The sequence below is a fragment of the Bacillus sp. Marseille-P3661 genome (genome assembly GCF_900240995.1).
Lineage (GTDB): Bacteria > Bacillota > Bacilli > Bacillales > Bacillaceae_J > OESV01.
In genome coordinates this window covers 397,017-423,159 of sequence record NZ_LT965953.1, presented here as the reverse complement: position 1 = coordinate 423,159, position 26,143 = coordinate 397,017, and the positions used below count along the sequence as shown (strand labels likewise).

The following is a 26,143-nucleotide window of genomic DNA, read 5'->3' as shown; positions in this document are numbered from 1 at the left end:
ACCGATTATTATTATTCATAGGTAAAACCCTCCACTATGACATCATGTCATCTCAATCTACCTTTAGTGTAAGTGACACGGTGTCATATGTCAATCTCATTCAAGATTCGAAGTTATAGTTTACCTGTGATTGAAATCACGAAATTTTCTAAAAAAACAGTCTATAATATCCTTAATAAAAGTTACATAAAGGAGGAGAATTTCATGATTGATTCCTTTATTCGAAAAATATCAATCCTAAAAGGAGTTAAGGAAGAACACTATCAATACATCGAGAAGTTTATAAAAATTGAAACGTATTCTAAAAATCAGCATATATTTTATGAACATGAACAAGCAAAAGCAATCTACTTTGTGAAAACAGGAATTGTTAAATTAAAAAAAATGAATCCTCAAGGAAAGGAAGTTGTTGTTTGTATTAAGCGAAGTGAAGAAGTGTTTGCGGAGGCATCTTTATTTTGTTCTGGGGACATTCATTATCCTGCAACTGCCCAGATGTTAACAGATGGTGAAGTTGCATTCATTTCTACAGCCGCACTAGAAGAAATTATTTTAGATAGCCGTGAACTATCTGCTGAGATGATACGAATGATGAGCTTAAAGCTGCGGGAATTTACAGAAACATTGAAAGATATGACTTTGCTAGATGTATACGGCAAAACAGTTAAAACGCTTGAAAGACTAGGTAAAGAGTATGGAAAGCATTCAAACTGTGCTGTTCAAATTGAAATACCATTAAGTATTCAAGAACTTGCTAATATTATTGGCTCTTCTAGAGAAACAGTTAGTCGGGTGGTTTCTAAATTAAAAGATGATGATATTATCCTTGTAAGTGAAAAAATAATTAGCATTAACAATTGGTGTCATTTCTGTACGATGTCAAGTAAACTTTAGTTTACCATATTATACAGCACTTAATGGTAGTGCATATTTCAAACCATAATCTTAGAAACAAAAAAGCCCTTTCTAAGAACGTAAAAGAAGGGCTTTAATCCTTTATTTAGTTAAGGCCTTTAAGTCTTCCATGATTGACTCATAAGGAACACTTAACCCATTGTAACTTTTAACAATCGTACCTTCCGCATCAATAAGATATATACCAGTAGCATGTATAAACTGATCGGTGCCTTCTTCTTGTTCAGCTAGTGTTTTGAATGACTTAGCAATTCTTTTAATCTCTGTTTCATCATAACCGGTCAACATATTCCAATTGCTATGATCCACATTAAATTTCGTAGCATATTCTGTCAGAGCTTCTGGCGTGTCTCTTTCTGGATCTACACTAAATGAAACTAATTGCACATCTAGTTCCTCATTTTTAATTTCTGTTTGTAACTTTGACATATTGGCCGTCATTGGCGGACATACAGTTTCACAATTCGTAAAGATAAAGTTAGCTAACCAAACCTTTCCTTGCAGATCATCCGAAGAAAATTGTTCATTATCTTGATTTATAAATGAGAACTCCGGTGCTGGCCAGTCATACTCTGCATCGAATTGGGATTGTGAGCATGCTGATATGATGATCAGCATTACACTCATGATTGCAATTAAGGCAGTTTTTTTACTCTTGTTCATTTTATCACTCCAAGATTTATATCTATTTGCTAACATGCAGACTAGCCCAATTATAACTGATTATTAATTTTTATGTCTAACGTACTTACTTGAGAAACTAATAGCTCCTCATACTTTTTCTGAGCAAGCATGTTAACTTCTTTACTTTCTGCGTTAGGATTTTCTTTTTTAACATTATTTAGTACATCTTGTTGGACCTTTGAAGATAGCACAATTAGCTCATATTGCTGTTCCTGCGTTGACCAAAATTTCTCTTCACCATATTCTTTAATCATAGCAGACGCTGCCGGACTTTGCTCGTAAGTTGCTCGAACTTTGTCGATTTCAGCCTGAATTTCTTCTTTTGTTACGGTATGTCCTTTTTCTTCAGATAATAGGGCAATTGCACGTAGACGAATGATTTGGGTAATTAAAGTATTTGGATGTTTCGTTGCTTCTTCTTGTGCATCCCAATATTTCATCGCTTCTTCTAACTCTGCGCCTTTATAATTTTGCTTATCTTTTTCTCGGTACATTTCTATTTGCAGTTTGTTGATAAACTGATAGAAGTCCAAATCCGATTGGACTATTTCATCTCCGTTTATCGTAGCTAAAACACCGCCACCTAAATCCGCAGCCGTTATTTTAGTACCTTCAACAGCTGTAAAATCAATTACTTTCTCTGCATCAATGCCCTCACCAGAGACAGTTACAATCGCCTGCCATTCGCCTGCCATCGGCAGTTCTACATCGGCACTATATATTCCTTTGCCTTCTTCTTCAAGATTGATCTCAATTGAACCATGATCCATCTTCGCCATTTCAAATAATACTGATACATTTACTCCCTCAACAGCTTCTTCCCCATTTGTAATTGCGAATGATACTTTGGACGTTTGGCCTTGTGCATACGTTGGTTCTTCTACTATTTGTACATTTATATTGCCTGATCCAGCACTGCAGCCTGTAAGGATAATTATTCCTATCAACATCATTAGAATTTTTTTCATCATCTTAATGCACCTTCTTTTATGATCTGATTTTCAAAGTCTTCCATTGTATATTTAGATATTTGCCCATCTTTTAAATACGCAACATGTGAACAAACTTGTTTAATTTCTTCGATATGATGAGATGATAATAGAATTGTTTTTCCTTTTAATAACTTAAGTATCGATAAAATTTCAATTCTACCAACTGGATCTAGTCCACTTGTAGGTTCATCCAAAATTAAAATGTCTGTATCAAAATATAGCATGACACCTAAGCCCAATCGCTGGAGCATTCCTTTTGAATATCCTTTGACTTGCTGGTCCTTGTCTTCATATAATCCTACCAATTTAAGTTTTTCAGCAATCTTTTCTTCATCTGGTTCTTTATCCGTTAATGATGCAAAAAAGCGGATATTTTCCTCACCTGTAAGATGTGGATATAGCTGAAATTTTTCAGGTAAATACGACACGACCTTTTTCCATCCAGATTTCTTTACATGTATTTCATTTAATTGAATACTTCCTGTTTTTAGTGGCAACAAGTCTAGCATTAAATGAATTAATGTTGATTTACCAGCACCATTACGTCCCACTAGAGCACATAATTCATTTTTCTCTACTAATAAATTTACATTATTTAATACATTTTTTTTATTATAGAAGTGGGTAACATTTTCAATTTTAATCATGCTCGTTCCCCCTTGTTACCAAAATAAACAGCAATTTCAAATGAAAGAATTACCCATACAATGACATCAATTGCTAGAAATACTGTCGGTGATGCCCAAACCATTTTATCCATCAACCGGGATAAATGATCCATTGATACAACACCTAATGATGTGTCTAAATAAAACGGAATTGTTTGTAGTGGATCTAGAAAGAAAATCATTGAAAATGCTCTTATATTTTCATAGGATACGCTAGGTAAAATATAAAGAAAGAATAGATCCAATAAGAATACAAAGAAAAACCAAATGAAAATATTAGCACCAATTAATTGCATTCTCGTATTACAAATACTCCCTAGTGATAACCCTATTTGATTAAAAATAATAATAAGTACAAAAACAGTGGATAAAAAGGCGATAAATTGGCCTACATTAAACTGGAAGAAAAATTTCATCAAAACTGCTAGCAAAAAATACCATGATCCAAAAACAGCTAAGGTAATCGCTTGAATTGCAATGCTTTTTTTAAATAAAAAGCTGCGATAGGATTCACGTTTTGTAATTAAAATCATTAATGTTTTTAATTCTTTTTCTTGAATAATCGAAAAGGATGCTATAAATAAACTTAGCAATGGGAAAATGTACATATTCATCTCGTATAGTGACAGCAATAGGACTGGAAAGCCTTGCTCTGATGGCAATGTACGAGTTTGTAATACTAATAGCAATGAAATTAACACAACCATTGCAAGCGAAAGCCATATACCTTTTCCTCTTGACTGCTCGATCCATTCCTTCCATACGTAATTCATCATGTTCTTCTCCTTTTCAAGCTAATAAATCCTAGAATAAGTAGTAGTACTACCGGAACTAGCAATTTGCTAAAGTTGTATGTTTCCTTTTTCTTTACAAGCGGGAATTCATCAATAAACATCGCTTGATCATTATTTAGAAGTTCATTCATTTTTTCATAAATACGAATGGCAGGACTATCTAAAAATAAAAAAGCTAATTCGTTTTCTTCTACTAATTGATATAACGACGATTTATGTTCAATCGGGTAATCACCAATTCCATTTTGATCTAAATCTAAAACTGGTACTGTATGACCCCAATCGTTTCCACGCCCATTTTCATTCCACTTACTTTTATCCTTACCACCTAGTGTTAAAACACCAGCAATGTTATTCGAAAATTTATTTTCCGTAAATAACTGATCCGCTGAAGATGCCCAAATCTCAACACCAATTTGATTTTGGAGAAAATCATTTTCAGTAATGGTATTCCGTTGCGATTGATCAATGAAAATCCCACGTTGATTTTGAAAAAATAAATTCTCGCTTACGGTGCTATCATCGGCTGCTTGTAGCAGCAAGCCATAAGAACGGGTTCCTTGATTTAAAGTAAACTCATTGTTTTTCATAATAGTTCGTCTGGAGTGCATAATAGCTGCACCGCCAATGTTAAAGGTAAATACATTTTGATAAAATTGATTATCATCTGAATACATATAATGAAGACCATATCTAGTATGGCTAATCTTATTTTCAATTGTTTCATTTTCATTCGAATAGTCAAAAAAGATTCCATCACGAGTACCAGTTATCTCATTTTTTTCTAAAATGTTATGATTTGAATAATATAAGTGTAAGCCGTTACCTTGACCACCAATTTCTCCTTTTTTCAAACCTCTAACATGAACATTACTTACCTTATTATGGTGTGCTTGGCTTAAGTAAACACCATGAAAGCTTTCTGTAATCACAATATTACGTATCACGTTATGGTCAGCCATTATTTTGATGGCGGCATATTCTTCACCTGAATTTCTGTCATAACCACTGTGTGTAACTGTTAAATTCTCTAGATGAACATTAGGTGATTGAATAGCAATAACATTACTATTTCCATCACCCTTAATGACTGTATCTTCTTGACCGATAATTGTAATCGGTTTTGTAATAATTACATTTCCCTCATATGTTCCATTATTTAATTGCAGCGTGCCATTTTCAGGTGTTTTCTCAACTAGCTTTTGCAAGTCTTCTTCAGCACTAACACTGTCAGCTGCAAATAAGAGAAAAACACCTATCAATAAGGTGCTTATTCTTATTATCATCGTGTTCTTTCCTTCCAGATTGGAATTATTAATAGTAGAAATACAATACCTAATAAAAACGAACCATACGTAAAATAACTATTAGTCAGAAAGTTCGCTAGTGTGTTTTCACCAATAATCGGTGGAATAAACGGATCCACCTCAATAGGTGCTTGTGGACTTAAATCTGTACCATAATCTTTTAACCAACGATGAATATCATAAATCCCAACGATTCCACCAACCACAAACATACTGACCAAACCGTATAACACCTTTTTATTACGCATTAAGGCAACAACCACAATAAGTATAGCCATAAAGCCAATAATATATGGTAAATAGGATAATTCCGGAAAGCTTTCTTCACTAAATGGTTTCATACCAATATAATGATTTAATCCATTTATAATTGAAATCTCACCTTCCATCTTATATGGATAGACGATAATGTTTAAGCCTTCTGGATATTGCGGTGCAAAAAATTCCATTCCCCACCAAGGTAAAAAAATTGAAACTACAAGCAAAGCAGCTGCAGTTAATAAAATAGCAATTGACGTTCCTGATAGCTTTTTGCTCATGCCACTCACCCCTTAATTAATCAAAGAGAAGGGAGCCATCTACTGCTCCCAGTCTCTCAACTAGTTGTTTAGTGCTTAATTCTTTGGTTTTACTAATAGATATCCTGACATTTCTTGGTGTAATGCAGAACAGAAGTTTGTGCAATATAATGGCCACGTACCAGCTTTATCAGCTGTAAATGTAATTGTTTCTGTTTGACCTGGTTGTACCTCAAAGTTTAAGTTATGTTGGTTAATCGCAAAACCGTGTGTAATGTCTTCATCGAAATCAATATTTGTTAAATGAATCGTAACTTTATCGCCTTCGTTAACTTCAATTACATCTGGACGATCTGATTTTGAATCAAAGATAAATTTCGAACGCATTGCGATACCGTAAACAGTTACTTCATTACCATTACGTTCAATACGTGTTTGATCTTGACTGTAAACTGCATGTGGATTAGATTCATCTTTTTCATAAACTTCAAATGTTTTGATTTTATCTGCTTTAATCATTTGAGCATAGTGTGGCTCTGGATTTACTGGAGCGGACATAATAACTTCCATCTTTTCTCCACTTAAATCAATTAACTGCATTGCTTCTGGATGTGACGGACCAACAGATAAGAATAAGTCTTTTGCAATCTTGTTTAATGCGATGATATATTTTCCATCTGGTGATGCTGAGTCACCTTCAGCAGCAACTGAGTGACCTGGTGAATATTGAACAGGTACACGATCTAACGTTTCGCCTGTATTTGGATCCCATTTAACGATTTCAGAAGAAATGAACATTGTTGTATAAGCCATGCCTTGATCGTCAAATTGAGTGTGTAATGGTCCAAGTGCATTTTCAGGGTTAACTTCACGTTCTACTATTGAATCGTAATTGATAACTGGCATACCATATTTTTCGCCAGCGAAATCACCATTTTCAATAGCTTGGAATGCTTTTTCAAAAGAAAACACTGTCATAGCTGGTGCTAATTTACCTGAGGCAATAAAGCGTGTACCATCTGGAGTTACGTCAACACCATGTGGTGATTTTGCTACAGGCACTAGATATAATCCACCTTTATGTTTTTCAGGGAAGATGATCTTTTCACCATTTATTTCTTCATATTGTCCTTCAGCTACCATTTTTTCAAGCTCTTTCCAGTTGAATAAAACGATATAGTCACGGTCTGCTTGAGACGCGTTAATTTCAAGATTAGTTGTTCCTTCTTCAGTGTTGTAAGTTGTGATTACACCCCAACCATGTGAAGGGCCTTTACCAGCATCTGATAAATCATAGCTCCATGGTGGAAGAGCTACTTGCCAAGACACACCTAACTTTTCAGCTTCTTCATCAAATTGTACAGCGCTCATTACTCCATAGTATTTTGAGCTATATTCATCTAGTGAAGCATACTCACTTCCTAATGGTACTGAGAAACGAGTTGGTAAGAACATATACTCTGTGTTTTCAGTTACGAACATCGCGCAGTGCGGACCACTTGTGTTCGGAACCTCTAGAATATCTTTAACTTGGAAGTTTTCTAAATCCATTACGGCTGCACGGCTGTTCGCTACGTCAGTTGCAAACATCCATTTACCATCATATTCACCTTTTGTTTCAGAGAAAGCTGGGTGGTGAAGATCTCCCCATGTGTAGTCGCCCATTAATTCCTTTGAATGCTCTGACCAACCGTAACCTGTTGCTGAGTCTTGTGAGAAGACTGGAACAGTACGGATATGTCTCATTGACGGTACACCATAAATGAACATTTGACCTGAGTGACCACCTGATGCAAATAAGTAGTACTCATCAAGTTCACCTGTTGGAACATAAACCTTTTCTGCATTTGTACTAGCTGGTGATGACGTACTTGCGGTTGTTCTCGGGCCAATGTCGTTCCCTGCAAAGAATACTGTCGATGCAACAACACCTGCTACAAGCCCTGTTAAAGCTGGGACTAACCCTTTCTTCATGTAAAGCACCTCCTATTTTTCACTCGCAATTTTTAATGCTTCTACTATTGATGTAACTTCTTCATCTGTAAGTGGGTTTCCACTGATTACACTAGACATAACTGCTGAAGTTGGTTCTTTTAAAAACTCATCAATTGGTTTGCCATGTTTACCTTCTACATTGTTAAAAGCCTGTGATAAGTCAGGACCTGTTGCCCCACCTTGTAAGCCAAGATTTTCAACTGCGTGACATGCTAGACAGCCTTTGTCAGTAATAATTTGAGCTTCTGCAGAAACGGTTTTCGGTTCTTCAGTAGTTGCACTTTCTTGTGGAGTTGTTGTATCAGTTTCAATTTCAGTAGCTTCAGGTGCAGGTGATGCAACATCAGCGGTATTACTATATTGGAAGAACACATATCCCCCACCGAAACCTACTAATAAAAATACTAAAAAGATAATGACCGAGTTTTTCATTTCGCATTGCCCCCCTTTCAAACATTGTTATGTTAGTAAAACTTGCTACACCCATATAGTAATCGGTCGTCAAATGTTTAGGGTGTGATATACCTCACACATAATTAGCTATTCACAAATTCAACACAATTAGGTCAAATATCAGTCACAATTAGCACGAATGTTTGCTTGCTTATTCAGGTGTGATCTTACTCACACCTGAACTATGATTTACAATACTTGAATAGTTTTAATTAACATCAATTCCGTTAAAAGCTTCTCAAACAAATAGAGTATGGACGTACTAACTTTAATTATTAGAGGAATTCTGACTTCTTTCTTGCAATACAACCGGTTCCTGTCAGAATCCTTGGTTGATTCTGACTCGATCTCCCAAAAACGACTTGAGCTGCTCAAAATTGAACAGCAATTAAAAAAGCACGATAAAAAAAGACCAAATCATACTCGATTTGATCTGCCAAAACACTTAATTAATTTACCGTCCTCTTTTCTGTCGTAACTTGAACATGTATTTTTGTTCGATTCGAAAAAACACTGTGCAAAATCATACCTGTAATAACTATGAATAACCCAGCCAACGACAGCATACTAGGAATGGACCCACCTAAAAATATTATTTCTCCTAGTACAGAAAAAATAACAGAACCCGATAGTGTAGCATCTACAGCAGCCATATGTTTATTATTATTCCGCGCCAAGTCGGTTGCATAGAAAAACAGAACGGTTGCTATGACCCCTGCAGTAATAGCCAATATTAATGTTTGAATAACCTGACTTAACACAGGGGTGCCATGAGCCATATAGCCAAATGCGGACACGATTATCCAAAAAGGAAAACTAGCTATTGTCATGCCTAAAACTCGTTGAAAAGTATCCAGACGTCCATCGCAAATTTCCATCATCTTCCTGTTCCCTAGAGGATATGCAAAAGCAGCGAATACTATGGGCAATGAGATTAACAGCATTGAGTTCATATTAGCCATTGATGCTTGCTGCGCTTGCAAAATAATCACGCCTAATAATATGACTGATGAAAATAATAAGCCTCTTACAGGGATTTCTCCCTGTACAAATCTTGGGCCTTTTTCCGTTTCAACTCTAGTCTTTAAAAAAGGAACAAGTAATGAACCAGCAATAATTGTTATTTGCCATGTTCCAGACACAAGCCAACCAGGTCCATACGCTGCTGCAAATGTTATTGGAGTATAAAATAATCCAAATCCTACAGTACTCCATAGTAACCATTGAGTCGGCCTTTCCTTCATTTCTTTGAACAATGGCTTTAAATTCCCCCTAAACCACACGATAAGTAATAAAAAGGGAACCATAAAAATAAAGCGTAGTGAAGCACTCCATAGCCAACTTCCACCTTCTAGCTCCATTGCTCGATTAATAATAAAAGTTGATGAAAAAAAGAACGAAGCCACTATTCCAATTAATATTGCCTTCAATTTGCCCTCCTTCTATACTGAATGTTCCAACATTTCAGAATTTATACGTATATTATAACGGATTGAAACGATTCAATCTAGAAAATTAACAATTAAGAACACCTTTAACTACTATTTATAATTAAAAGAACCTTTCTTTGATACACCCTTGATCATAGTAGTGCCTCTATTAGATAACGCACTATGTAATATCATCCCTATGACCACTAATGATAGTCCAACCAATGATACATTGCTTGGAATCGCTGCGCTTAAGAAAATCATTTCTCCCAAAACGGAAAATATCACCGATCCTGACTGAGTTGATTCAACAGCAGCCATTTGTTTAGTGCTATTCCGAGCAAGGTCGGTTGCATAGAAAAATAGAACTGTAGCAATAACACCTGCACAAATCGCTACTAATAAAGATTGTGTTAACTGGCTTTTAGATGGTGCACCATGTGCTAAATAGCCAAACACTGATACAAACAACCAAAAAGGCATGCTTGCGATGGTCATGCCTAGCACACGCTGAAACGTATCAAGACGTCCATCACAAATTTGCATCATCTTCCGATTTCCCAACGGGTAAGCAAAAGCAGCTATAATAACGGGCAAAGCTCCTAATAGCATCGTGTTAATATTTACAGTTGATGCTTGCTGCACTTGTAGGATAATGACACCTACTAAAATTACTGATGAGAACACTAGACCTTTTACAGGGATTTCTCCCTTTATTAAGATAGGACCCTTTTCTGTTTCTACTTTAGTTTTTAAAAAAGGGACTAGCAATGAGCCAGCAATAATCGTTGTTTGCCATGTACCTGACACAAGCCAGCCAGGTCCATAGGCTGCAGCAAATGTTATCGGGGTATAAAATAAACCAAACCCAACAGAACTCCATAATAACCATTGAAACGGCCTTGCCCTCATTTCTTTGAGCAAAGACTTGAAATTACCTCTAAAGAACACGACAACCATTAAAAATGGAATCATAAAAATATAACGGAGTGAAGCGCTCCATAACCAACTTCCACCCCCAAGCTCCATTGACCTGTTGATAATAAAAGTCGATGCAAAAAAAAATGAAGCAACCACTCCAATAAATATAGCTTTCAAGATAACCTCTCCTGTTCCCGTAAAATTCCAATTATTTCGAATACACTTGACTATTATAAAACACTTACATTTGTCCTGTATACAAACTATTTTCGAGATATAACAAAAGAACCTTTCCAACGTAGAGCCCGCGTTAGAAAGGTTCTTCATTTATCTATTCATCTGAGTCTTCACCTAGAACTGCTTCTGCTATGTTAACAGCATGGTCGCCAATTCTTTCCAAATTACTAATTATATCCACAAATACAATACCTGCAGTACCCTGACATATTCCTTCATTTAGACGAATAATATGCTTTTTCCGAAGATTGCGTTCCATTTTATCAATTTCAACTTCTTTTTGAATAACATCTTGTGCTAATGTCATATCTTGTTTTTCAAGAGATAGCATTGCCTCTTTTACAGTCGCAATCGTTAATTCAAACATTTCCTCTAAATCTGTAATTGCTTGATCTGTCAATTTAACTTTATTCGCAATCTGATAATCTACTAATTCGATTATATTTTCAAAGTGATCTCCAATTCTCTCGATATCATTGACTGTATTCATTAAAATAGAATGCACTTCTGAATCTTGTGCGGTAATGTCTCCACTTGATGCGACATCAATTAAATACTGCGTAATTTTACGGTCTAAATTATTAATCGCTTGTTCATACTGTAAGCCTAATTCAGAATGTACTGGGAGTTTAGTATTCAAGTACTTATGTGACTCTTCTAAACCTTTAATTGAAAACTCACCCATTCGAAGCAATTCCTTTTTCGCATTAGCTAATGCTATCGACGGTGATTGTTCAATAAACAATGGATCCAATCCTTTTGTATTATATTCAACTGTTATCTCCTGACCTGGAATTAACTTTGTAACGATTAAGGCAAGCACCGCAATAAATGGAGCCTGAATGATTGTATTCGTAACGTTGAAAATACCATGTGCGAAGGCAATTGTCATTTCTTCGTTTAAATTCATATTCGCTTGTAGTGCGGCAATTAATTTCGTAAAGAGTCCTAAAATGATCAAGAAAATTGTTGTTCCAACTAAGTTGAAAATAACATGTGTTAAAGCCGCACGCCTAGCTGCAACTGAAGCACCTAAAGATGCTAAAACAGCTGTGATGGTTGTTCCAATATTATCCCCGAATAATACTGGTAGCGCTGCTTTTAAGTCAATTGCACCTTGCGCAAATAATTCCTGAAGTATACCAATAGTTGCACTTGAGCTCTGTACGATTACTGTAAAAACAGTACCAATTACCACCCCTAAAATTGGGTTGTCACTCATGCTAACTGTTAAATCATGAAAAGCTTGTAATGAACGCAACGGTTTCATTCCGGCACCCATTAATTCTAAGCCGTAGAATAGTGCCCCAAAACCAAAGAATAATTGACCTGCATAATTGGCTTTTTTATGTTTAAAGAAAAAGATTAAAAATGCACCTATAGCTATAATCGGTAGAGAATATGCGCCTACGTCAAATCCTATAATAAATGCCGTTACTGTTGTACCAATATTGGCCCCCATAATAACCCCAATGGCTTGTTTTAGGGTCATAAAGCCGGCATTAACTAAACCAACCGTTAGTACAGTTGTACCTGAACTTGATTGAATTAAAATGGTTACGATAATTCCTGCTAGTATTCCCATTATCGGATTAGTAGTAAATTTGTCTAAAATATCTCTAAGTCTATTTCCGGCAAGCTTTTGAAGACCATCGCCCATAAATTTTATACCGAATAAGAATATACCTAGACCACCTAGAAACTCAAATATCATACTCTGTACATCGAGTTCCACTTTTCCAACCCCTTTAAATTCTTAGTTTTTAATTATTACTATTCTATTCACCGCCTACAAGATTCGACATGTAGACACGCCTATCATAGTATGTAAGAAGATTAAGATATTGTAAATAAGTTGCGATTAAAATTTACACTAAATTTACAATTCGTTTTTTTAATATTACTAGCACAAACTTCAAAAAAAAATCGCCTGTTCACCTTACTTTAAAAGGAAACAGACGATTTAACGGTTTAAAACATATAATCGAAATAGCTCATTGACATCACTTTTCATGTATTCTCTCCTAAGATACTTGACTTAATTTCTCAATTTGCTCACTTGTTAGTTGCTCAAGAAATTGTTTAAAATCAATAACTCTATCAATTTCATACCTTTCACAATTTTTTAGATAGTTATTATATGCTTGTTGGTACATTTCCATTATATCTCCCCCCTATTAGTCCTCACCACTGTATTATAACAGATATATCGGTAATTCGTATTATATAACAGTATATTGTGTTGCGCAACAGATTTTTAGAAATTTTTCAACCTCATGTTTATGAACATCGCACCTGTAAATAATGATAATATCCCGCATTTAATACGGAGGTAAACATGCGACTTTATTTTAGTGCGATATATACAAGTTTTCTACGGTCACATATGATCATTCGCTTACTCACTGTTATATTCGTTGTAGCTATTATTATGGGAATTGCCATACATTTCGTAGAACCTGAGGAGTTTCCAACTATCTTCGATGGATTATGGTGGGTCATTGTAACAACATCAACAGTTGGATACGGTGATTTTGTTCCAACGACCACTATTGGGAGACTAATGGCTATTCTGTTAATTTTTATTGGAGCAGGTTTGGTTACTTTTTATATGGTTACCCTTTCTACAGCAGTAGTAAATATTTTTAGCGGTTTAAAAGAAGGCAGTGCAGCATATAAGGGAGAAAAACATCTCGTTATTGTCGGCTGGAATGAAAAATCCAGAAATACAATCAATCAAATTATATCATTAGAACCTTCAACACATATCGTACTTATTGATGGTACACTCGAAGAACACCCATTAAATAATAAAAATATTTATTTTATTAAAGGAGACTCTTCTCTTGATGAAACCTTAAAAAAAGCAAATATAATGGATGCTGAAACTGTTTTAATAACAGCGGATGCAAATCGAAATGAGCATGAAGCGGATATGCAATCCATATTAACATTGCTAGCAATTAAAGGATTTAATCCGACTGTTTACTGCATTATTGAAATTTTGACTCCACACCAAGTTAATAACGCCAAACGAGCTGGAGCAGATGAGTTAATTGAAACATACCTATTATCTAGTTATCTTATGATCGATAGTCTACAATCACACGGAATCTCAGATGTCGTATTTTCATTATTGAATTACATTAAAGGTAGTAAGATAAAATTAATGGAAGTTCCAAATAATCTAGTTAACAAAACCTTTGCAGAATGTGCCCATACATTAATAGATGACTATGACCGGTTACTTATCGGTATTAAAAGAGGAGAAGAAGCCTTTATTCATCCTCCTCCCGCTCGTACAATTACAGAAAATGATTTATTATTAGTTATTGTCCCTTAGCGGAGTATATCTTCTAATTCATTCACAAGAGACTTTCCCATATCAACAAGTTCAGGTGGATATTCTGCATCAGGATCTTGAGGTTCTTGAAATTGGTCGGTCGTACCAGAAAAAACGCCTGTTCCTGCGTGATCATCCAAACCTTCTTGATAATTATGTGAAAGTAAAAACGGTTGTCGCAGCTTTACTGTTGTTCCATTAGAATCTAATTGTCCATCAACGGCTTCAAATGGAACTCTTAAATACTGATAACTTCCATGATCATCGGCAATTTTATAATCAAAATAACCATGATCATAATCCCAATTACCACCGATAACATATCCTAGCGGTTTTAGCTTTGATTCAAGGTCAATTAGTTGAAATGTACGATTTTCTATAGAAGATGAAATTGGTATCATCTAGCTCACAACCCCTTTAAATATTATCATTCATTTATTTAATAGGTTGTCCAAGCTCGATCATTATCATTCGATTAGAAAAACACGTCATTCGCCCACAATATCAAATGGCGATGTCCCAGGAGATGACCAATAGGACCTCTTTTCTTATACTTTAATTCTTTACTAATGGTAAACTTTACTAAGAATGTGCAAGAAATATTACTAAACTGGTGCAAGCAAAAAAGCATTCAAACGCCATATGGTATTTGAATGCTTTTTTCATTATAATCTTTTTTCTAATGCTTCTTTTTCTTTTTCGAATCCTGGTTTCCCTAGCAATGCAAACATATTTTTCTTATATGCTTCCACCCCTGGTTGATCAAATGGGTTAACTCCCAATAAATAACCACTCATTGCACATGCTTTTTCAAAAAAGTATACGAGATATCCAAAAGTATAAGCACTTAACTCTGGTATATTTACAATTAAGTTTGGAACATTCCCGTCTGTATGGGCAAGCATGGTTCCTTGAAATGCTTTTTTATTAACAAAATCCATTGTCTTTCCCGCTAAATAATTAAGTCCATCTAAGTCGTTTGCTTCTTTCTCAATCGTAATTTCATATTTAGGTTTTTCAACATTAATAATAGTTTCAAATAAATCACGACGACCCTCTTGAACATATTGACCTAATGAGTGAAGATCGGTTGAGAAGTTTGCAGATGCTGGAAAGATCCCCTTTTGATCCTTTCCTTCACTTTCCCCAAATAACTGTTTCCACCATTCAGAGAAATATTGAAGTGCTGGCTCATAATTGATTAACATTTCGATCGTTTTACCTTTATTGTATAAAATGTTTCGAACAGCCGCATATTGATACGCAGGATTTTCTACTAATTCAGACTTGCTAAAATCGTCCTGTGCCTCGCGTGCTCCGCTCATCATTTCTTCAATATTTACACCACTAACGGCAATTGGCAACAGTCCAACTGCAGTTAATACTGAATAACGGCCCCCAACATCATCGGGTACAACAAACGTTTCATAGCCTTCTTCAGTCGCTAAAGTTTTCAATGCACCTTTTTCACGATCTGTCGTTGCATAAATTCGCTTTCTCGCTTCTTCAACACCATATTTTTCTTCTAGATGCTTTTTAAAGATCCGGAAAGCAATCGCCGGCTCAGTTGTTGTTCCTGATTTAGAAATAACATTTACCGAAATATCCTTCCCTTCTAGTAAATCAAATAGTTCTTGAACATATGTAGAACTTATATGATGACCCACAAAAAACACTTGTGGCGTTCCTTGCCGTTTTTCTTTAGATATGGCATTGTAGAAAGAATGGTTTAACATCTCGATAGCCGCCCGTGCTCCTAAGTATGAGCCACCAATACCAATGACAAGCAGTACATCTGAATCTGCTTTGATTTTGCTTGCGGCTTTTTGAATGCGGGCAAACTCTTCCTTATCATAATTTGTAGGCAATTCAACCCAGCCTAAATAATCGTTACCTGCACCCGTCTTTTCATGTATTGAATGATGTGCGCACTTAACAAAATCACTTAAGTAATTTAATTCATCCTCATTAAAAAAAGTTAGAGCCTTTGAATAATCAAAACTAATATGTGCCATAACCAGCCTCCATTTTTATTTAGAAAAACACGCTATTTCCTGATGAAATTCTGATGTTTTTGTTTCACATATTTCTTCACCTTATAAAGACATTTTCAGAATTTCCAATACGTCGTGCTTATTCAATTTCTTAATAGTTCCAAACTCTCCATTTGCCATAGCCTTATCTGCCATTAAATCTAATTGTGAATCATCAATGTTATAATCTGCTAATCTCGAAGGAGCTCCTATTGAGGACCAAAATACGCGAAGCTTTTCAATTCCTTCTAGCGCAATGTCACGATCTTCTTTCCCTGTTGGATTTACATCAAAAACTCTAATGGCCAGCTGTTTAAACTTCTTCACGTGCTGTTCTAAAACATGAATCATCCAATTGGGCTGTAAAATGGCTAATCCACCTGCATGCGGAATATCATAAACAGCAGAAACTGCATGTTCAATATTATGTGTGGCCCAGTCACCGCGAGATCCCATTGATAATGAGCCATTTAAAGCTATCGTTCCTGCATATAAAATTGTTTCTCGTAATTCGTAATTGTTCAGATCATTTATTAATTTTGGCGCTGTCTCCATTACCGTTTTTAAAACAGACTCACACATACGATCCTGCAATGGTGTGTTTTCTGTTTTATGAAAATATTGTTCTAAAACATGTGACATCATATCTACGATGCCATAAACGGTTTGATTTTGGGGAACAGAATATGTAAACTCTGGATCTAATATAGAAAACTTAGGATATACGGCAGGGCTACCCCATCCATACTTTTCCTTTGTCTCCATGTTAGTTATAACTGATCCTGCATTCATTTCAGAACCTGTCGCCGCTAATGTTAACACTGTGCCAATTGGTAAAGCATCAGTTGCTACTGCCTTTTTCGTAATTACATCCCAAATATCAACGTCAAGCTTTGCACCAGCTGCAACAGCTTTTGAACAGTCAATTACACTTCCACCGCCTACAGCTAAAACAATCTCAATTGATTCTTTTTTACAAATTTCAATTCCCTTATGTACAGTTGACAATCGCGGATTAGGTTCGACTCCTGATAGCTCATAAATCTCAACATTAATTTCTTTAAGGAGCGAGGTCACTTGGTCATAAAGACCCGATTTCTTAATACTGCCCCCACCATACACTAACAATAGTTTTGTACCAAATTTAGGTACCTCTTCCTTTAGCGCCTGTAATTGTCCTTTTCCGAAAATTAACCGAGTTGGGTTTTGAAAAATAAATGAATCCAACAAATACACTTCCTTTTCTAAGATGTAAGCGTAGTGCATGTTTTTCCACCATTACATAATAATACCAAATGATATTTTATAATCATAGTCAACCATAACAACGTTATTTCACTAAAAAACGAGAAATTACGCGAATAATTGACAGCTTTTTTAGTATTCCAAGAAAAGCGTAAAATAAAAGGGATAGTGGAAATCTTAATATATATATGTACTTGTTCATTTGTTCATTTTTATTTAAGATACTTCTTAATTGTTATAATATGTTGATTCATTAAATAATTTGTTGATAAGTTTTTGTGCTAATCTTAAAAAGTTCTTTGGAATAATTTTTTTCCTAAAAAAAAGAAGAAACCCCGTCGAGTTTCTTCTATCGCTATTTACTTCTTTAATAGTTTTTCACGATCTGATGATTGTTTAATCCAATCTTCAAGCTTGTCTTTAAGTGTATTGAAACCTGAAGTAGCTGCTGTGTCCACTTGTTGTTGTGGTTGCTTTTTAGCTTGTGGACGTGCTTTTCTTTCCTTCTTTGGTTGTTGAGCTGGTACTTCAGTTTGTTCCGGTGCCTCTTGAGTTGCTTTAATAGAAAGACTAATTTTACCTGCCGCTTCGTCAACAGATAGAACTTTTACACTAACTTCGTCTCCCACTGCTAAATGCTCGCTCACGTCCTTTACATAGCCATGGGTAATTTCTGAGATGTGAACTAATCCTTGTGTATTTTCATCTAAAGCTACAAAAGCTCCATATGGTTGAATTCCGGTAACTTTACCAGTTAACTCTTGACCGATTGTGTATTTTTCTGACATGGAAACACTCCTAATTTATTCATTTTATGTGCGCATTGTAGAAGTATACCACAAAGTACTTTCATTATCAAAGCTTGGTTTTCCATAACACCTATATTTTATACAACTTGCCTCACATTTATTAGGTAAAGAATTGTTATTGTTGGAAATATTTCAGCTATTTTAACAGTAAACTGAAAGATTTTGGGGTAATTATTTGTTCTCATTTATATTAAGTAACCAACGGACAAAAAAATATGGAATAGTGTTGTTAAACACAAATAGGGCAACCTAATGTTATTCATTTATAAGGAATTGTATATCTATTACCGGAAAATCACACCAACTATGGAAGTTTCACTTTATCAGAAAATTATACAAATATATCTTTCATATTTCGACAAAATACTCTATTATATTTAAATGGAAAGGAGTCGAATGCTTATATGGAAAAACGTGACCAATGGTCATCAAAGCTTGGCTTTATCTTAGCGGCTGCAGGGTCAGCGATAGGATTAGGAGCCATCTGGAAATTCCCTTATATGACTGGTACGAACGGAGGAGGAATCTTCTTACTCCTTTTTATATTATTTACGATCATTCTTGGAGCTCCATTATTATTTGCGGAATTTATTATTGGTAGAAATACTCAAAAGGATGCAATCACTGCTTATAAAAAGCTTGCACCTGGAACAGCTTGGCACTGGATCGGAATATTAGGTGTCGTCGCGTCATTTGTACTACTATCTTTTTACAGCGTTGTTGGTGGTTGGATTATATCCTATACAGTCCGGGGCATACTCGGTATGACAAGTGGCCTTACAAATGAACAATATGGTGAGCTTTTTGGACAGATCATTTCTAATCCGTTTGAAGTAATGATTACACAAATGATCTTTTTAATTATTACGATTCTAGTTGTTCAAGGCGGTATTAAAAATGGAATCGAAAAAGCAAATAATTATATGATGCCTGCTTTATTTATCTTATTTATTATTCTTGTTATTCGCTCGTTAACTCTTGAAGGAGCGATGGAAGGAGTAAAGTTCTTCCTAAAACCAGAATGGACTGAAATAACGTCAGAAACGTTAATAATGGCATTAGGACAATCCTTTTTCGCATTAAGTATTGGGATTTCTGTAATGGTAACTTACAGCTCTTACCTTTCAAAAAAGGAGAGTCTCCCACGCTCTGTTAGTTCGATTGTTAGTTTAAACATTTTCATTTCATTATTAGCTGGCTTAGCCATCTTCCCAGCAGTTTTTGCACTTGGTTTTGAACCTAATAGTGGACCCGCTTTAATCTTTATCATTTTCCCTGCGGTTTTTGAACATATCGCATACGGCCATATTTTCTTTGTCGCATTTATGATCCTAATGTTGTTTGCAACATTAACTTCTGCTTTCTCGATGATTGAAATTGTGATTGCAACCATCTCTAAAAATCAACCTGAGAAACGCAAAAAAATTGCATGGATATCTGGAATCTTGATATTCATCGTTGGTATTCCGTCCGCATTGTCCTATGGTATTTTAGCTGATTATAAACCGTTAATGAACAGAACTATTTTTGATTTAGCAGATTACTTTGTAAGTAATATTGCACTGCCTGGCGGTTCTTTACTCATTGCCTTATTTATAGGACTAAAAATACCGAAACAAATTCTTAAAGAGGAATTTTTACGATCAACTTCTGTAAGTGCAAAAGTGTTTACACTATGGTATTGGTCGATTCGTTTTATTGTTCCTATTGGAATAATCATTGTATTTCTACATGCTTTAGGATTGCTAAGTGTTTAATCAGCACAAGCACCGGCAAGACATATCCTGTTGAAGGATGAGCATGTTATAACAACATATAAATTAACTATAAGAGGATTATGAGACTTAATTTAAGTTCTAATAATCCTCTTTATTATGCCATTGAGCAAACCCAATTCTTCTCCCCCTTCTACATTCCCCTAATTATTTACTAGGCTTTTACTAAATAAATTTACCCGTATGGAATTTTCTTCTTCTTTTTACAGATAATAAAATGAATAAACTTACTTGAAAGAGGAAAAAGATGGTGAAAAAGTTTCGGTATACTAAAAAAATTGAGTTATTCAGAAAAAATGCCGCTCAAAATAAGCAAGCTGCTCCAAATTCTAATACTGTCGAACAGCTTCCTACAACACAAGATCATAATCTTATTGATAAAAATTTAAACTATAATATAAATACTCTTAAAAGCATATTAGGCAAAAGTGATGATGTGAAGTATAGAGAAATTGAATTTGTATCAACAAAAAAAGTTAATGTCTTTATTTGTTTTATTGATGGGCTTGTTAGTGAGGCTTATATTAATTTACATGTAGTAAAGTCATTAATGGAACCCGATTTCACGGTAATGTCCAATAGGTATTCCTTTGCTGAAACCGAGGACTTTCTAACAATTCTAAAAAAGAGGATATTAAGCACATCTAGTATTAAGGAAGAACGGAAAATAGATGCGGTTACAGAAAGTATTTTAATGGGCGAAACACTTGTTTTAATAGAGGGATATGATACCGCACTACTTGTAAGTACCCAAGGATATGAAGCTAGAAATGTTGAGGAACCGGATACAGAATCAAGCGTTAGAGGGCCACGAGAAGGTTTTAATGAAATTTTAAAGGTAAACACTTCTTTAATTCGTAGAAAAATCAATAATCCGAATTTAATCTTTGAGGGTATGAAACTAGGGAAACAAACAAAAACGAATATTCGAATTGGCTATATAAATGGTATTGCAAATCCCAAAGTAGTAGATGAAGTAAAAAAACGATTAAACGCAATTGATACAGATATTATTTTAGAATCAGGCTATATCGAACAATTTATTGAAGATCATCCTTATTCTATTTTTCCAACAGTAGCGAATAGTGAAAAACCTGATAAAATAGCTGGTAAGTTGCTAGAAGGAAGAGTTGCCGTATTTTGTGATGGCACACCATTTGTATTAACCGTTCCGCATGTTTTCGTTGAAAATCTTCAGGTTGGCGAAGATTACTATTCACGGCCATATTTATCATCACTCATAAGGCTATTACGCTTACTATCATTATTTTTAACTGTTGCAACCCCTGCAATATATATAGCCCTGACAACCTTCCATCATGAAATGGTACCTGCTCTCCTACTTACAACAATGGCCGCAGCGGAAGAAAAAGTACCGTTTCCAACATTTATTGAAGCAATGCTAATGGCCATTGTCTTTGAAATTCTTCGCGAGGCGGGGGTTAGGATGCCACGGCCAGTTGGAGCAGCAATTAGTATTGTTGGAGCATTAGTAATAGGCGAGGCAGCAGTGCAAGCTGGATTTGTCAGTGCACCGATGGTAATCGTGGTAGCTCTTACTGGGATTTGTGGTTTCGTTGTTCCATCATTAAATGATGCCAATATACTATCACGCTTTCTACTTATGATCTTAGCAGGTGCATTAGGTTTATATGGAATATTAATGGGATTTTTAATGTTGTTAGGACATATGTGTTCTTTACGTTCATTTGGTACTCCCTATTTATCTCCACAAGCTCCCATTATCTGGAGTGAATGGAAGGACTCTTTGATTCGGATGCCCTTATGGTTCCATAAATCCAGACCCCAGACGATAACGTGGAAAAAGTCAAAAAAACAAAATTTACAAAATAAGCCTACTAAACCTACTACTGAAGGGGATGGGCAAATTTGAGACGGACTATATTCGTTATCCTATGTATACTTTTATTATCTGGATGTTGGGATAGAAAAGAACTAAATCAAATTGGAATTGTGGCAGCGATCGGTATTGATAAAGATCAGGATACGGGAGATTTTTTATTTACTTCGCAAGTTTTAAAACCTGCTGCTGAAAGCACACAAACACCTAGTCCCGATAAGCCATTTTTACTTGTATCTACAACTGGAAAGACAATTTTTGAAGCGATAAGAAAAACTAATCAAATTGTCGATCGGCGCGGATTTTATGCTCATAATAAAGTGATTATCATTAGCGAGGAATTGGCAAAAGAAGGACTGCTGCCAATTTTGGATTCTTTTCAAAGAGGAAAAGAAATAAGAGGATATGTTTGGATTGGTATTACGAAAGATACAAGTGCAAGAAAAATATTAGAAACTAAAACTATGGGAGTATCCCGCATTCCAGCTAACTTTTTAAAAAATGTATTTGAAAACACGCCGCATCATTTAAACTCTACCTCCATCAATATGCTTTCGTATTATAAAGATTCTTTAGCAGAGGGAATTGATCCTGTAGCTGGTGTTTTAAATATTGAAGACAATGAAAACAGTTCACAGAAAAAAAACGTAAAGCTTTCTGGTGGCGCTGTATTTAAAGGAGATAAATTAGTAGGGTTTTTGAATGATAGTGAAACAAGAGGGTATAGATGGGTAAAAGGTGATATTGAGACCGGTGCAATTTCCCTTCCATCACTATTACATGAGAACAAGTACGCAACGGTAGAAGTAACAAAAATGGATGCCACCATTAAACCTGAAGTAAACGGTGAGCGAATTTCCTTTACAATTGATATCACACAAGAAGGATTACTAACAGAACAACAGGCAACCGAAACCTTTGAAAGCTCAAAACAATTAGTAGATTATCTGGATGCACTTGAAAAAGAAAATAAAAAAATCATCGAAGAAGAAATTAATAAGGCAATCAATAAAGCCCAATCACTTCAAGCCGACATATTTGGATTTGGTACAACATTAAATAAAGAGGATCCTGATACATGGAATCGTGTAAAAGAGGACTGGTCAGAAAGATTTGCTGAGGTACCCTATTCCTTAAATGTGAATGTAAATATAACAAGTTCAGGCTTAATGAAAGGACCGTTTAAACCAGAGGAATAAACGGTCTTTACCGTTTCATGATTGAAACAATCAAACGGAAGAATATTACAAATACTAATATCAAAACATAAGTGCCACCGCCTAGAAGCATAACGCCTGAATGAATATCTTCTCTAAATATTGTCTGTATGTTTTGCATTTGAATTCTCCTTTTGAGGATAACCCCAATGTCTCTTTCTTTTAATATATATAAGGATTAAAAGCAGAATGGGTATAAATGAATATAATAATATAGTATACATATCTATATCGCCTTTCCAATGTTTATAATCTAGCCCTGGAAATCGGTAGCTAACGTATAAAGGAAACAGCATTCCTGTAACGATCATAATTTTTTTAGAACTTTTAGTATTCAATAGCCAGGTTATCGCTAGAACAAATCCATAAAAATGGATAGACATTTTATAGAAACCACCAATAAACATAATTAATACAGCGATCATATCTAAATTTGTAATAATATCCGCTATATTTATTGAAAGTATGGTTTCTAACAATGGAATTTCGGCGTTTCCAGCAAGATTTACACCTAATACAGCAATGATCGCAATCAACGTTAAAATAATAGCTAATGTGGATAGAACTAACGCTGAAAATGCTACTTTTTTTATTACTTGTGGTTGCTCTACATAGTGCCAATACATTAGAAATACGAGCATCTCTCCATAAGGAAAAGCAATTACTCGATATAATTCCGATATGACCGGAGATAAACCATGACCTAGTACTGGAAGCAGTTCACTAAGATTAAAGTTACCTGAGATAAGCGTGATAATATAGATGGCTGCTAAGAAAATTAAAAAAACCGGAAATAAAATCTCTGCAGTACGAGCAAAAACTTCAAATCCTAAATTAAGAATATAGATAGCAGCTATGATATATAAATACAAGATAACTAAAAGTGGAGTCTTCGGCAGCGCTGTCACTTTGATTAAATGACCAAATTCGTAAAAATTATGGCTAGCACCACTTAAAAAATAAAGTCCAAATAAAAGCAGCAACGGTGCCGCTAATCTTTTTCCTAGAACCTGATTTAAAATTTCAGCAAAGTTCTGATTTGGGTAATACTTAGAAACTTGTGTATATACCCATAAGAGGAGTCCTCCTACAAATGAAGAAACTAACACAACAATCCATGCATCTTGTTTCGCTCCAATCCCTAAAGCAAATAGAGTTGTACTCCCAATTTCAAATAACATAATTAGTGAAAATAATTGGATTTTAGTAATACGAACCATACTGTTGAAATCCACCTTCTATTTCTAGATGTAACGAAATAATAGAAAGAAAATAAAGACTATTTTCGATACTACTAAATACGACTTGATTCGTTATTCTTTTCATAATCTCAATAGCATTTTAGCCACAACATAAAGATAATAATCTCTTGTAATGAACTACATAAGAAAAAAGACCTAGAAAATTAATCCCAACTTAACAAAAAGGACATTACATAAACTAAACATGTAATGTCCTTGCTAATATAATATTATTTATTTTAAAACCACTGTGTATGGAATGTTCCTTCTTTGTCTACACGTTCATATGTGTGCGCACCAAAGTAATCTCTTTGTGCTTGTAAAAGGTTAGCTGGTAAACGTTCTGAACGATAGCTATCAAAGTAAGATAATGCACTTGCCAAGCCTGGTACAGGTATACCATGGTTAACAGCAACATTCAAAACTTTACGAAGTGATTCTTGATATTCTGTAACGATATCTTTAAAGTATGGATCTAATAATAAATTGGCAAGCTGTGGATCTTTGTCATATGCTTCTTTGATTTTTTGTAAAAATTGTGCACGGATAATGCATCCACCTCTGAAAATCATCGCGATATTCCCGTATTTTAGATCCCAGTTATATTCTTCAGAGGCAGCTCGCATTTGCGCAAAACCTTGTGCATACGAACAAATTTTACTCATATAAAGTGCTTTCCGAATAGCTTCAATTAACTCGGATTTATCGCCCTCGTATCCGTTAGTTGATGGACCTGTTAAAATTTTGCTTGCACGAACTCTTTCATCTTTCATTGCTGAAATAAATCTTGCAAATACAGATTCTGTAATAATCGGAAGTGGTACACCTAAATCTAATGCACTTTGACTTGTCCATTTTCCCGTACCTTTTTGTCCGGCCGTATCTAAAATGACATCTACCATTGGCTTACCAGTTTCATCGTCTGTTTTTGTAAAGATATCTGCTGTAATTTCAATTAAATAACTGTCTAACTCGCCTTTGTTCCACTCAGAAAATACTGAATGTAACTCATTCGCATCTAAACCAAGAACATTTGCCATAATTGAATATGCCTCACAAATTAATTGCATATCACCATATTCAATTCCGTTATGGACCATTTTTACATAGTGACCCGCGCCATCCGGTCCAATATATGTTGTACAAGGCTCGTTATCAACCTTTGCAGAAATCGCTTCGAAAATTGGACGTACAAACTCATAAGCTTCTTCTTGGCCACCTGGCATTATCGATGGTCCTTTTAAAGCACCTTCTTCACCACCAGAAACCCCTGTTCCGATAAAATGAAGGCCCTTTTCCGCTAATTCCTTACTCCGTCTCATTGTATCTACAAAATAGGCGTTCCCGCCATCAATTAAAATATCACCTTTATCTAATAGAGGTACAAGTTGCTCAATCGTAGCATCAGTTGGTACACCCGCTTTGACCATGATCATAATTTTTCGCGGTGACTCTAATGATTGAACAAATTCCTCTAGGCTATATGTATCCTTTACGTTCTTTCCACTTGCTTCAGCCATCATTTCTTTCGTTTTTTCAGGTGAGCGGTTATATACGGCAACTGAATAGCCTCTGCTCTCCATATTTAAAGCAAGGTTTTTACCCATTACTGCTAATCCTACTACCCCGATTTGTTGTTGTTTCATATGTAGCTACATCCTTTCAATAAATATCATATTTGTTATCTTTACCATAAAATATAAAT

At 35.1% G+C, this 26,143-nt stretch carries 23 protein-coding genes; 5 read left to right on the top strand and 18 right to left on the bottom strand.

Annotated features, from left to right (window positions below):
- Positions 1-204 precede the first annotated feature (204 nt).
- Entirely contained in the window at positions 205-894 is a 690-nt protein-coding gene (locus C1724_RS01945; RefSeq protein WP_102345066.1) for a Crp/Fnr family transcriptional regulator, read from the top strand.
- 102 nt (positions 895-996) lie between these two features.
- Here C1724_RS01945 and C1724_RS01940 read toward each other — a convergent pair whose 3' ends face one another.
- From C1724_RS01940 to C1724_RS25390, 12 genes are all read right to left on the bottom strand, one after another.
- Positions 997-1,578 carry an SCO family protein gene (locus tag C1724_RS01940; RefSeq protein ID WP_102345065.1) on the bottom strand — a complete coding sequence of 194 codons (582 nt, stop codon included), beginning with the start codon at positions 1,576-1,578 and terminating at the stop codon, positions 997-999.
- A 50-nt stretch (positions 1,579-1,628) separates the two neighbouring features.
- Complete coding sequence (locus C1724_RS01935; protein ID WP_258000258.1) at positions 1,629-2,570, bottom strand: FixH family protein; 942 nt, start codon at positions 2,568-2,570, stop codon at positions 1,629-1,631.
- Positions 2,567-3,238, bottom strand: coding sequence for an ABC transporter ATP-binding protein (locus C1724_RS01930; protein WP_102345064.1), 672 nt, complete (start codon positions 3,236-3,238; stop codon positions 2,567-2,569). Before C1724_RS01930 ends, C1724_RS01935 begins: the two co-directional genes overlap by 4 nt.
- Positions 3,235-4,032 (bottom strand): copper ABC transporter permease, encoded by a 798-nt coding sequence (locus C1724_RS01925; protein ID WP_102345063.1) that lies wholly within the window; start codon positions 4,030-4,032, stop codon positions 3,235-3,237. Before C1724_RS01925 ends, C1724_RS01930 begins: the two co-directional genes overlap by 4 nt.
- Positions 4,032-5,339: a nitrous oxide reductase family maturation protein NosD gene (nosD, locus tag C1724_RS01920; protein WP_102345062.1), complete on the bottom strand. Its 1,308-nt coding sequence runs from the start codon at positions 5,337-5,339 to the stop codon at positions 4,032-4,034. The genes C1724_RS01925 and nosD overlap by 1 nt, the downstream gene beginning before the upstream one ends.
- Entirely contained in the window at positions 5,336-5,899 is a 564-nt protein-coding gene (locus C1724_RS01915; protein WP_102345061.1) for a hypothetical protein, read from the bottom strand. The genes nosD and C1724_RS01915 overlap by 4 nt, the downstream gene beginning before the upstream one ends.
- A gap of 75 nt (positions 5,900-5,974) precedes the next feature.
- The gene (gene nosZ, locus C1724_RS01910; RefSeq protein ID WP_102345060.1) at positions 5,975-7,852 is read right to left on the bottom strand and encodes a Sec-dependent nitrous-oxide reductase; all 1,878 of its coding nucleotides are present in this window, start codon (positions 7,850-7,852) and stop codon (positions 5,975-5,977) included.
- A 12-nt stretch (positions 7,853-7,864) separates the two neighbouring features.
- Positions 7,865-8,305, bottom strand: coding sequence for a cytochrome C (locus C1724_RS01905; protein WP_102345059.1), 441 nt, complete (start codon positions 8,303-8,305; stop codon positions 7,865-7,867).
- A 470-nt stretch (positions 8,306-8,775) separates the two neighbouring features.
- Positions 8,776-9,756: a DMT family transporter gene (locus tag C1724_RS01900; protein ID WP_102345058.1), complete on the bottom strand. Its 981-nt coding sequence runs from the start codon at positions 9,754-9,756 to the stop codon at positions 8,776-8,778.
- 111 nt (positions 9,757-9,867) lie between these two features.
- Positions 9,868-10,854: a DMT family transporter gene (locus C1724_RS01895; protein WP_102345057.1), complete on the bottom strand. Its 987-nt coding sequence runs from the start codon at positions 10,852-10,854 to the stop codon at positions 9,868-9,870.
- Positions 10,855-11,008: 154 nt separating this feature from the next.
- Positions 11,009-12,649: a Na/Pi cotransporter family protein gene (locus tag C1724_RS01890; RefSeq protein ID WP_180994094.1), complete on the bottom strand. Its 1,641-nt coding sequence runs from the start codon at positions 12,647-12,649 to the stop codon at positions 11,009-11,011.
- A gap of 289 nt (positions 12,650-12,938) precedes the next feature.
- Entirely contained in the window at positions 12,939-13,076 is a 138-nt protein-coding gene (locus C1724_RS25390) for a hypothetical protein (RefSeq protein ID WP_180994093.1), read from the bottom strand.
- 176 nt (positions 13,077-13,252) lie between these two features.
- Here C1724_RS25390 and C1724_RS01885 point away from each other — a divergent pair, with 176 nt between their 5' ends.
- On the top strand, positions 13,253-14,257 hold the full coding sequence (locus tag C1724_RS01885) for a potassium channel family protein (protein ID WP_102345056.1): 1,005 nt from the start codon (positions 13,253-13,255) through the stop codon (positions 14,255-14,257).
- On the opposite strand, the gene C1724_RS01880 is transcribed toward C1724_RS01885, so the two are convergent.
- The 4 genes from C1724_RS01880 to yugI all read right to left on the bottom strand — a co-directional run bounded on the left by C1724_RS01880 (position 14,254) and on the right by yugI (position 18,323).
- Positions 14,254-14,658, bottom strand: a complete 405-nt coding sequence (locus C1724_RS01880; protein ID WP_102345055.1) for a YugN-like family protein — start codon at positions 14,656-14,658, stop codon at positions 14,254-14,256. The two genes, C1724_RS01885 and C1724_RS01880, sit on opposite strands and share 4 nt — an antisense overlap.
- A 264-nt stretch (positions 14,659-14,922) precedes the next feature.
- The gene (locus tag C1724_RS01875) at positions 14,923-16,272 is read right to left on the bottom strand and encodes a glucose-6-phosphate isomerase (RefSeq protein ID WP_102345054.1); all 1,350 of its coding nucleotides are present in this window, start codon (positions 16,270-16,272) and stop codon (positions 14,923-14,925) included.
- A gap of 81 nt (positions 16,273-16,353) precedes the next feature.
- Positions 16,354-17,556 carry an iron-containing alcohol dehydrogenase gene (locus tag C1724_RS01870; protein WP_374703413.1) on the bottom strand — a complete coding sequence of 401 codons (1,203 nt, stop codon included), beginning with the start codon at positions 17,554-17,556 and terminating at the stop codon, positions 16,354-16,356.
- A 338-nt stretch (positions 17,557-17,894) separates the two neighbouring features.
- Entirely contained in the window at positions 17,895-18,323 is a 429-nt protein-coding gene (yugI, locus tag C1724_RS01865) for a S1 domain-containing post-transcriptional regulator GSP13 (protein ID WP_102345053.1), read from the bottom strand.
- 425 nt (positions 18,324-18,748) lie between these two features.
- On the opposite strand from yugI, the gene C1724_RS01860 reads away from it, so the two are divergent.
- The 3 genes from C1724_RS01860 (at position 18,749) to C1724_RS01850 (ending at position 23,179) form a co-directional block, all read left to right on the top strand.
- Complete coding sequence (locus C1724_RS01860) at positions 18,749-20,101, top strand: sodium-dependent transporter (RefSeq protein ID WP_102345052.1); 1,353 nt, start codon at positions 18,749-18,751, stop codon at positions 20,099-20,101.
- A 265-nt stretch (positions 20,102-20,366) separates the two neighbouring features.
- Positions 20,367-22,013, top strand: a complete 1,647-nt coding sequence (locus C1724_RS01855; protein ID WP_102345051.1) for a spore germination protein — start codon at positions 20,367-20,369, stop codon at positions 22,011-22,013.
- Entirely contained in the window at positions 22,010-23,179 is a 1,170-nt protein-coding gene (locus C1724_RS01850; RefSeq protein WP_102345050.1) for a Ger(x)C family spore germination protein, read from the top strand. Before C1724_RS01855 ends, C1724_RS01850 begins: the two co-directional genes overlap by 4 nt.
- A 113-nt stretch (positions 23,180-23,292) precedes the next feature.
- Here the strand turns inward: C1724_RS01850 and C1724_RS01845 are convergent, their stop codons facing one another.
- Both C1724_RS01845 and gndA read right to left on the bottom strand, forming a co-directional pair.
- Positions 23,293-24,417, bottom strand: a complete 1,125-nt coding sequence (locus C1724_RS01845; RefSeq protein WP_102345049.1) for a GerAB/ArcD/ProY family transporter — start codon at positions 24,415-24,417, stop codon at positions 23,293-23,295.
- Positions 24,418-24,677: 260 nt separating this feature from the next.
- Complete coding sequence (gene gndA / locus C1724_RS01840; RefSeq protein WP_102345048.1) at positions 24,678-26,084, bottom strand: NADP-dependent phosphogluconate dehydrogenase; 1,407 nt, start codon at positions 26,082-26,084, stop codon at positions 24,678-24,680.
- Positions 26,085-26,143: the final 59 nt, after the last annotated feature.